The sequence below is a fragment of the Mesorhizobium sp. genome (assembly GCF_024509055.1).
GTDB lineage: Bacteria > Pseudomonadota > Alphaproteobacteria > Rhizobiales > Rhizobiaceae > Mesorhizobium.
Map to the genome: position 1 here is coordinate 1 of NZ_JANINM010000033.1, position 6,766 is coordinate 6,766.

7 protein-coding genes and 1 tRNA gene are annotated in these 6,766 nt (G+C 62.2%); 2 read left to right on the plus strand and 6 right to left on the minus strand.

The annotated features are described in order from the left end of the window. The coding region (locus tag Q0L57_RS02245; protein ID WP_296737403.1) for a PAS domain-containing protein at positions 1–1,883 on the minus strand (1,883 nt) is incomplete at its 3' end. A 715-nt stretch (positions 1,884–2,598) separates the two neighbouring features. Here Q0L57_RS02245 and Q0L57_RS02250 point away from each other — a divergent pair. Next, positions 2,599–2,817 carry a hypothetical protein gene (locus Q0L57_RS02250; protein WP_296737405.1) on the plus strand — a complete coding sequence of 73 codons (219 nt, stop codon included), beginning with the start codon at positions 2,599–2,601 and terminating at the stop codon, positions 2,815–2,817. A 17-nt stretch (positions 2,818–2,834) separates the two neighbouring features. Here the strand turns inward: Q0L57_RS02250 and Q0L57_RS02255 are convergent, their stop codons facing one another. From Q0L57_RS02255 to Q0L57_RS02270, 4 genes are all read right to left on the minus strand, one after another. Next, positions 2,835–3,206, minus strand: a complete 372-nt coding sequence (locus Q0L57_RS02255; RefSeq protein ID WP_296737408.1) for a hypothetical protein — start codon at positions 3,204–3,206, stop codon at positions 2,835–2,837. A gap of 257 nt (positions 3,207–3,463) precedes the next feature. Further along, positions 3,464–4,285 (minus strand): glutathione S-transferase family protein, encoded by an 822-nt coding sequence (locus Q0L57_RS02260; RefSeq protein ID WP_296737410.1) that lies wholly within the window; start codon positions 4,283–4,285, stop codon positions 3,464–3,466. 23 nt (positions 4,286–4,308) lie between these two features. Next, complete coding sequence (locus Q0L57_RS02265) at positions 4,309–4,890, minus strand: VOC family protein (RefSeq protein ID WP_296737412.1); 582 nt, start codon at positions 4,888–4,890, stop codon at positions 4,309–4,311. A gap of 258 nt (positions 4,891–5,148) precedes the next feature. Continuing rightward, positions 5,149–5,313 carry a hypothetical protein gene (locus Q0L57_RS02270; protein WP_296737413.1) on the minus strand — a complete coding sequence of 55 codons (165 nt, stop codon included), beginning with the start codon at positions 5,311–5,313 and terminating at the stop codon, positions 5,149–5,151. Between the two features lie 637 nt (positions 5,314–5,950). Between Q0L57_RS02270 and Q0L57_RS02275 the strand changes: the two genes are divergently transcribed. Beyond that, entirely contained in the window at positions 5,951–6,235 is a 285-nt protein-coding gene (locus Q0L57_RS02275) for a hypothetical protein (RefSeq protein ID WP_296737415.1), read from the plus strand. A gap of 387 nt (positions 6,236–6,622) precedes the next feature. On the opposite strand, the gene Q0L57_RS02280 is transcribed toward Q0L57_RS02275, so the two are convergent. Then, a tRNA-Glu gene (locus Q0L57_RS02280) sits at positions 6,623–6,697 on the minus strand. Positions 6,698–6,766: the final 69 nt, after the last annotated feature.

The following is a 6,766-nucleotide window of genomic DNA, read 5'->3' on the forward strand; positions in this document are numbered from 1 at the left end:
AAGTCGAGGATGTCGTTGATGATGGTGAGCAGCGCGTTGCCGGACTTGACGATGATGTCGGTAAACGTCTTCTGCTTCGGATCGAGGTCGGACTTGGCGAGCAGTTCGGCCATGCCCAGCACGCCGTTCATCGGCGTGCGGATCTCGTGACTCATATTGGCGAGGAATTCCGACTTGGCGCGGTCGGCGAGCACGGCGCGCTGGCGCGCTTCGCTGAGCTCGGCCTCGCGCTGCTTCAACTCGGTGATGTCGGTGGTCGATCCGATCAGGTAGAGCGAGCCGTCGGATGCGATCATGGCGCCCTTGCGCGCGAACTGGTGCCGCACGCTGCCGTCCGCCAGCGTCACCCTTTCCTCGACCTCCTGCGTCTCGCCGGTGCGCAGCACGGCGAGATCGCCGGCCACGAAGGCTTCGCCGTCCGCCCCGAATATTTCGACGTCGGTCTTGCCGATCGCTTCTTCCTGGCTGTAGCCGGTGAGGTCGCACCACCCCTTGTTGACGTAGAACTGCCTGAGGTCGGAGCGCTTGGCGTAGATAGATACCGGCACATTATCGATCAGGCTGCGGAACACCTCGTTCTCGCTCATGCTTGCCTTGAGCGCCCGTTCCCGCGCCTTGACGTCGGTGATGTCGGTGCTGGAACCGACCAGGCGGACCGATCCATCGGTGGCGACCAGCCGGCTCTTGCGCGTCATCAGCTGCCGCACGGTGCCGTCGCGATGGATGACCGCCTCCTCGACCTCGCGCACCCTGCCTGTGACGATGACCTCGGCGTCGTCGCGGCTGTAGCTATCGGCGTCCACGGCGCCGAACAGCTCGCGGTCCGTCTTGCCGAGGACATCCTCCTTGGCGATGCCGGTCATCGCGCACCAGGCCTTGTTGACGAATTCGATGCTGAGATCGTCCGCCTTGATGAAGGCGGCGACGGGCAGTTCGTCCATCACATGCCGGAACAGGTCGATCTGGCGCATCGAGTCGCGCAGCGCTTTCTCGCGGGCCTTGATACCGGTGATGTCGACGCGCACGCCGATGAACGTGCCGTCGTCGGTGCGCATGTCGTAGACCTGGTGCCAGGTGCCGTCCGGATTGATCCGCTCGAACGTCGCGTTGGGCAAGCGGGACCGCCTGAGGATACCGTCGGCCCAGCGGACCCGGTCGACCCCATAGAGCCTGTCCAGATCCGGATCGCCGCTCTGGCGGAAATATCCCGCCGAATGCCCGAACTCCAGGGCTTCGCGAAAGGTCCGGCCTGGCCGCCATACCGACGCCATCTCCGGCAGCGCCTCCTGCATCTTGTGGTTGGCGAAGACGAAGCGGTCGTCGCGGTCATAGATGATGACGCCCGCCGGCAGCGATTCCAGCACGGTGGCGAGGTTCTTGCGCGCGTCCTCCGCCTCGGTCTCGCGATGCTTCATGTCGGTGATGTCGACATAGGAGATCAGCCGCTTGCCCCCGGCAAGCGGCGCCAGCGAGGCGATCAGCGTGCGGCCGTCATTGCGCGGCAGTTGCCTGGAGCCGGCGACGCCCGACGCGATCTCGGCTTCGCGTTCGGCGATATGACGCTGCCACGCCGACTCCTCGACACCGTAGGGATCGGCGTTTCGGCTGGCCTCCATCAGGTCGCGGAAGCCGCAGCCGACCGCGGCGCAACGCGGATCGATCTTCCAGAAATCGTAGAAGGCGCGGTTGATGACCTCGGTGCGCATCTGGGCGTTGAGGACGATGACCCCGATCGGCATCGAATCGACCATCATGCGAAGATCGGCGAGCGTATCCGAAGTCCCGGCTTCGCCTCGCCTTTCGGTCGGTCCGTCGCCACTCGAAACCGACCCATGGGAATAACCCACGCCGCCCGCCCCGACTGTCCCGTTCGTGTCCGCCATCCCTACCCCCAGGCCGAACCGTTTCGGTTCGTCGGCGGAATGTGACGGACAAGCATTAACGTTCCGCTAACCTTAACGGTTTGCAACCGGAAACACCCGGCGCCGTTAAATGCGATGCCAGCTGCGGTAATCCGTCCGTTGGCGGGCGTGCGGTCACTAGGCTATAAAACCGCTGGGGGTATTGCTGATGTTTGGTCGATTCCTGGCTCTTATTCTGTGCCCGACGTTGCTCGCGGCAGGCGGTTGCGCCCGCACCGATGACGGCACGGTTGTCATCCCGCGCCAGCTCGACGTCAGGCGCGTCTGGGACAAGCCGCCAAGGCAAGCCCAGTTGACGGCATCGCCGGAAGCCCCAGGCGTCTTCCCGCCGCCGCCATACACATTCGCGAAAACCGCGCCCCGCCGACATTCCAAACCATCCCGTCCTGCGCCGACGGACTCGAAATCGCCTGACGCCTCCTCCGCGCCGGAAAAGCCGCTCGCCTGCAGGAATGTCAGCGAACCGGGCAGCCGCCCTCGCGTGGTTTGCGACTGAGCGCCGTCGCCAGGGCAATTCCACGAAAAGTGTGAAACGGCTCACCGTCCGGCATTGCGAAAAGACAGATAGTGAAGCGGTCGGTTCGGCCACACGGTAAAGCTCGCGTGATCGGCACGCCGACGATGAAACCTTTCGCCGTCACGCGGCGTTATCGGGACTGTGCAAGGGAGACTGAAGATGTCGATTCACTTCACCGTCTCTGGCCTGACCCGGAACCTGATCCATTCGCTTGGGCTGGATCATCAGCGGACGCCGAGACATCTGACGCCGGAGCAAAATCTGCTGCTGGACTGCTATCTCGCCGGACAGATTCCGGAATCCGCCTGGAGCGACTACGTCTTCGAGATGCCGGAGCTGCAAGACCACGTCAATGCGCGGCGCACCAGCCTGGCGTGACGCTGCCTTGGGCTGCTTCATTTTTTTGGCGAATTGAACTGCAGGGTGAACACGTTCCCCGCGACCCCTTGTGCGAGCGTTGGCGAAAAGCTGAGCGGCAGGCAATTTTTAAGGGCCGTGGTGGCGGAGTCGACATACGCCTTCCTCGCCTTGTCGTCACCTTTGAACTTGATGGCTGTCGTCTTTGGCGGACCGATCAGCGTGCCGTCCCGCTTGAAGCTGAAGCTGAGCGTCACCGATGCATCGCCGGAATTGGCCGGCGGGTTCCAGCATGCCTGCAGCGCGGTGCCGACCTCGTCCATAGAGTTGAGTTGAGCAGCGCCTGCAGCAAGCGGCGCACCGGCCACCAGCGCGACAGCAACGACCGAAAGTCTCCCGACGTTTTTCATCGCAGATCCTCGTCATCCAGCCGCCCCGTGGCATGGTACGACCGCCAACGTGGATGACAATAGGATTTCAGCCCGGCAAAGCTCCGCCAGGATCATACTGGCGTGAGGCAAAATGTGATCTGCGGAAAAGCAAAAGGCCGGCGCGAAGCCGACCTTCCTTTGCCTCGACTGCGCGCCAGTACATCCGTGGTCGCGATGGAGACCGGACCAGTAGACCCGGCTTCGGTTAACGAGCCCTTAACGCCATGCGAGCGTCGTTATGCCTTCGCCTGCGACTTCACATGAGCGATATAGCCGCGCACGTCTCCAGCCGGCTCCGCATAGGCCTTGCCGAGCTTCTTCTCCAACGCAGCCATATATTCCTTCGCCCATTTGGGCAGCGCGTAGTCGATGACCGCCAGGAATTCGAGCGTCGCCGCCAGCCGGATATCGGCGATCGACGGGTTCTTGCCGCCTATGAACGGCTTGCCGTCCCGGAAGAAGGAGTGGAAGACCTCCAGCGGTTCGGCGATTGCCGCCATCGCGGCCTTCTGGGCCTCGGATTTCTTGTCGGGATTGGCATCGCTGTGGCCGACCTCGCCGGCATATTGCGGAAAGCCGAGCGCCGGATAGGTGGCGCGCGCCACATAGGGGTAGAGCGTGCCGACCAGATAGAACATCGCGCTGTCGATCATCGCCCGTTTGGCCGGCGCCTTGGGATAGAATTTCTCCAGCCCGTGCTTGTTGGCCAAGTACTGCATGATGGCGCAGCTTTCCCACAGCACGCCGCGTGGCAATCCCTTGTCCTCGATCATCGGCGTCAGATGCGCCGGGTTTCGCGCGAGGAATTCGGGCGAGCGCGTGTGGCCCCACGCGTCGGTCTCGGCGTGGTCCAGCCCGGCCGCGCGGGCGAACACCCGGACCGACATGTTGTTGACGCTGGGCCTCAGCATGTTGAGCTTGACGGCCGGCTTCTTCGCCGGCTTCGCGCCAGCCTTCGCTGCGGGTTTTGCCGCCGCCTTTGCGGCGGACTTTGCCACTGTCTTCGGCGCGGCCTTGGCCGCGGGTTTCTTCGCACTCTTCACTGCAGCCTTTGCCATGTCTGTTCCTCCCTCTGGCCAGTTCAGTACGGATTTTTCGGCGCCCTGTTTTCGGACAGGGTCTCGCGCGAGCGCTCGACCAGCGCCTGGATGGCGTCAGCGAGATGGACTTCGGCGATGTTATAGTCGCCGCGCGCAACACGAACCTTGTGCGCCGCCATCAGCACCTCGGCATGGGAGAAGCCGGCAGGCGGCTCGAACCGGTAGGAGGCGAGCTCGATCAGCAGGCCCAGGGGATCCTCGAAGTAGATCGAATCCATGAAGCCGCGATCCTTGACGCCGCTGTGCTTGATGCCGCGCTCGTCAAGCCGGGCGACAGCCTGCAGGAAGGTCACGCGCGACACCGAGAATGCGATGTGATGCACACACCCGATATCCGTCGGCGTGCGGCGCTTGGGCGGCGCGCGGCTCTCGTCGGTAAAGACGGTGATCAGCCGCCCGTCGCCCGGATCGAAATAGAGATGGCTCTCGCTTGCCTTGTCGAGATTGGGCTGCTCGAAGATGAAGGGCATGCCGAGCACGCCCTCCCAAAAATCGATGGACGTCTGGCGCCCGGCGCCGACCAGCGTGATATGATGAACGCCCTGCGACTGCAGCTTTTGCATCAGTTCCTCCCGGCCAGGTTTGGCTCTGCCAGCGGATGCGTCTCAGATGCCCAGTCACGCTTGGATCAGCGCCGGCAATTGATCGCCGCCCCGGCCTCGTCCCTGCGCTCCTGTTCCGCGCCATCCAACATCGCGACGGGAGCTTTGATGAACGAATGCTAATTCAATCCGAAGCGCAGCGCCAGAAGCGCCGCCCGTCACGGGCCGCGTTTTCAATTGACGCCTTGGCTGGGCGGAACTTCCTTCGCGCCCAACTGTTTATGGTTCATGGCCCTCGCCGACGAAATCCAAATGGCGGAACGGCATGTCCTGCAAGCCGAGCAGCACATCAAGCGCCAGCGCGCGCGGATGGTTGCCCTGAAAAGGCGCCGGCTGCCACGGGGCAAGGCGTCCAACTTTCTGCAATTGCTTGAAGATGCCCAATCGATGCACCTCCAACACCTGTCGCTGTTGTTGGAGAGAGCTTCCCGAGAAAAGAATCGAGGCCACGTCATAGGGTCGGGAGGCCCGCTCCCCCGGCTGCCTAAGAGCCCAGGCCTTCCTATCGAAGCTCCTTTCCGGGAGAAGTGAGAAAGCCCGTCGATTGCCCGGCTTGCGACAGCAAAGGCGACGTGCAGGACCCTCTTGGCATGTCTTGGCTGGGCTTGAAGACATTGCTTGGTATGCCCAAGGAGAATCTAACCCCTGTTCCCGCCCTGAGAGGGCTGACATTTCGGTCTCTCTTTATTCGCTAAAGTTCGTGGAAATACGACTTTATCAAGCGTTCCGTTTCGCTTGTGTTTGCCGTGGTTCCGTCGAGGTGGAGGCCAGCTTGTTGGCCCCGCCGCGATGGCAGCGCCAAAGGGTTTGAGACCGGGGCCGGCCAAATACAGACCTGCAAGCGCTTTTTCGCACCCACGGCCTTCACTCACTGCCCGCTAAGGCCTTCCCGCGCGTCCTTGCCCTGTCCACGTGGCGAATGGATAGGGTTTCGAACTTTGCCCTACCCTCGATTCCGCGATAGCCTCAAGAGCAGCGAACCATGGACGACATATCGGTGCCAATATGGAGGCAATCACCGGTGGATAAAGTGCTCAAGTTTGCCGCATCTCTGGCGCTCATATGCGCTATGGGTGCCATCGTTGCCAGCGGTGGCTGCTCCGTCGACACGCAGAGCGCGACACATGCCCTAAATGCCATGGGCATCCGCGATGTGAAGTTCGGCAGCTATGCCTGGTTCGCATGCAACAGGCGCGCCCCCTTCTCCTCGACCTTCACCGGGACAGGTGCCGACGGCAAACCGGTTTCGGGAGCGGTGTGCCAAGGTATTCTCAAGAGCACGACGGTGAGGTTGACCCACGCCTAACGGCAAGATTGAATTTGAAATAGGCCCCGTGCAAGCGGTTTCCGCGCCCCGGCTTTCACCCTGTCCGCCAAGCCTTCCCGCGCGCCCTTGCCCCCTCCAGGCCACGAACTGACAAGGGTTTCGAGGTTGCAGCATCCACGGGTTGGTGAAAACTCCGAAACCAGCGTTTCTGCTGGGCGCGAGACCGTCAGCTGCCTATAGGCAAAAAAGCGATCGAGTTCTGGCGGATCAGAAGCTGAAATCGAATGCGGCGCCTGATCGACATCGTGTAAGCTGAGGCGGCTATTTTTGCCACCAGGTGTTGAACAGCATCAAGTCCCCGCCGTCTTCCGCAGGCATATATTCGATCCATCGGTTTGAATGTTAGCTAAGCTCTTGATTTTTGCTTGGTACGCCCAAGGGGAATCGAACCCCTGTTCCCGCCGTGAGAGGGCGGTGTCCTGACCGCTAGACGATGGGCGCGCTCAAGAACCGGCTACATAGGCTGACGGCTGGGAAAAAGCAACCGAGCAGATTCCGGAAAAGTGTCGT